This window comes from Hydrogenophilus hirschii (assembly GCF_054656675.1).
In genome coordinates, this window is record NZ_BAAHXQ010000003.1 from 382,501 (window position 1) to 384,606 (window position 2,106).

A 2,106-nucleotide genomic window follows, 5' to 3' on the forward strand; every position below is an offset into this window, starting at 1 on the left:
TGCACACAGCAATGTGTGCGTGGTAGGGGAGCGTTCGGTAAGCCTGCGAAGGTGTGTCGAGAGGCACGCTGGAGGTATCCGAAGTGCGAATGCTGACATGAGTAGCGATAAAAGGGGTGAAAAGCCCCTTCGCCGAAAGCCCAAGGTTTCCGACGCAACGTTCATCGGCGTCGGGTTAGTCGGCCCCTAAGGCGAGGCCGAAAGGCGTAGTCGATGGGAAACGGGTCAATATTCCCGTACCACCTTGCAATGCGATGGGGGGACGAAGAAGGGTAGCGCCGCCAGGTGTTGGACGCCCTGGTCTAAGCCGGTAGTCAGGCTGGGTAGGCAAATCCGCCCGGCAACGACGAGAGGTGACGGGGCGAAGAGCTTCGGTTCTTCGCTAGGCGCGATCCCAAGCTTCCAGGAAAAGCCTCTAAGCTTCAGTTGCAAGGTGACCGTACCGCAAACCGACACAGGTGGGCTGGTGTCAAAGCACCAAGGCGCTTGAGAGAACCCAGCAGAAGGAACTCGGCAAATTGACACCGTAACTTCGGGAGAAGGTGTGCCCCTGAGCGTGTAAGGGCTTGCCCCTGAAGCGCTTGGGGGTCGCAGAGAATCGGGGGCTGCGACTGTTTAATAAAAACACAGCACTCTGCAAACACGGAAGTGGACGTATAGGGTGTGACGCCTGCCCGGTGCCGGAAGGTTAAGTGATGGGGTGCAAGCTCCTGATCGAAGCCCCGGTAAACGGCGGCCGTAACTATAACGGTCCTAAGGTAGCGAAATTCCTTGTCGGGTAAGTTCCGACCTGCACGAATGGCGTAACGGTGGCCCCACTGTCTCCTGCTGGGACTCAGCGAAATTGAAGTGGTTGTGAAGATGCAATCTACCCGCGGCTAGACGGAAAGACCCCATGAACCTTTACTGCAGCTTTGCATTGGACTTTGATGTGGCCTGTGTAGGATAGGTGGGAGGCAAAGAAGCCGAGGCGCCAGCTTCGGTGGAGCCGTCCTTGAAATACCACCCTGGCCCCATCGAGGTTCTAACCGCGGTGGGTGCATCCCCACCCGGGACCGTGCATGGCAGGCAGTTTGACTGGGGCGGTCTCCTCCCAAAAGGTAACGGAGGAGCACGAAGGTACGCTTAGCGCGGTCGGAAATCGCGCTGTACGTGCAAGGGCATAAGCGTGCTTGACTGCAAGGCCCACAAGCCAAGCAGGTGCGAAAGCAGGTCCTAGTGATCCGGTGGTCCCGCATGGAAGGGCCATCGCTCAACGGATAAAAGGTACTCTGGGGATAACAGGCTGATACCGCCCAAGAGTTCACATCGACGGCGGTGTTTGGCACCTCGATGTCGGCTCATCTCATCCTGGGGCTGTAGTCGGTCCCAAGGGTATGGCTGTTCGCCATTTAAAGAGGTACGTGAGCTGGGTTTAAAACGTCGTGAGACAGTTTGGTCCCTATCTGCCGTGGGCGTAGGAAGTTTGAGGGGAGCTGCTCCTAGTACGAGAGGACCGGAGTGGACGCACCTCTGGTGTACCGGTTGTCACGCCAGTGGCACCGCCGGGTAGCTAAGTGCGGAAGAGATAAGCGCTGAAAGCATCTAAGCGCGAAACTCACCCCAAGATGAGACTTCCCGATCAGGGCCGTGGAAGACCACCACGTTGATAGGCGGCATGTGTAAGCGCTGCAAGGCGTTGAGCTGAGCCGTACTAATTGCCCGACCGGCTTGATCCTATGGCCGTAACGCCACATAAACCCACACACACATCACCCAAAACGCACCCCCTACCTAAAACCCACACGCCGTTCCAAAGCGTCACACCAGCTTCGAGTCTGACGACCATAGCGCCTTGGCACCACGCCTTCCCATCCCGAACAGGACCGTGAAACAAGGCAGCGCCGATGATACTGAGGAACACTCCTCGGGAAAGTAGGTCATCGTCAGACTCAACCCAACAACCCAAACCAGTCAAACCCAAACACCAAACGCCCATCCCAAAAGATGGGCGTTTGACGTTTACGCTTCGTGGGCCGGAAAGCCTTCACGTATAATTCATCGCGGTTTTCTTTTTGTTGTGAGGGGCTGCTCCCTATTTGGGTCGGTGGCGTTTCTTTTTTCCTC

At 56.9% G+C, this 2,106-nt stretch carries 2 rRNA genes (1 of these 2 only partly in view); both read left to right on the forward strand.

Annotated features, from left to right (window positions below):
- Positions 1-1,718: ribosomal RNA gene (locus ACYQ4Z_RS10685) — 23S ribosomal RNA — on the forward strand (it extends 1,156 nt beyond the left edge of the window).
- 98 nt (positions 1,719-1,816) lie between these two features.
- Positions 1,817-1,931, forward strand: a 5S ribosomal RNA gene (rrf, locus tag ACYQ4Z_RS10690).
- Positions 1,932-2,106: the final 175 nt, after the last annotated feature.